Genomic DNA, 535 nt, shown 5'->3' on the forward strand with positions numbered 1-535 from the left:
TCCTGAAGTAGGCGGCCGACTCCTCCCGCGACAGCTCCTCCACCGGGCCCGCGACGCGGACCTGCCTGTGCATCGCGTGCCAGGGGAACACGAGCGCCGCCCGCGGGTTCTCCGCCAGGTCACGGCCCTTGTGCGACGTCAGGTTCGTGAAGAAGCGGAAACCCTGCGGCCCGTACCCCTTCAGCAGGACGGTCCGCGCGCTCGGCATCCCGTCCCCCGACGCCGTGGCCAGCACCATCGCGTTCGGCTCGGGCAGCCCGAAGGCGTGCACGTCGGCGAACCAGCCGGCGAACAGGGCGAGCGGGTCGGCAGGGAGTGCCGACTCGGACAATTCGCCCCCCTCGTAGGATCTCCGGAGCCGGGCCGGATCGGGCGTTGGGTCATCCACAGCGTCAGAGCCTCTCACCTGGAGCTTGTGCAACTCGGACGACCCCTGGGTACTGGTCGGTAAAGCCGACAGGGTTCAATGGCACGGCACCGCCTTATCAGCTGAACACTCTTCATCCTCGGCCGGGCGGACCGGCCGAGGATGAAG

General features: G+C 69.0%; 1 protein-coding gene. It reads right to left on the reverse strand.

All coding sequences use genetic code 11. The features are described 5' to 3' along the window. A partial coding sequence (locus ACTWPP_RS45160) for a pyridoxal 5'-phosphate synthase (protein ID WP_443110643.1) occupies positions 1 to 331 on the reverse strand: 331 nt, incomplete at its 3' end. Positions 332 to 535 lie beyond the last annotated feature (204 nt).

It is taken from the genome of Actinomadura sp. 3N407, assembly GCF_052245875.1.
Lineage (GTDB): Bacteria > Actinomycetota > Actinomycetes > Streptosporangiales > Streptosporangiaceae > Spirillospora.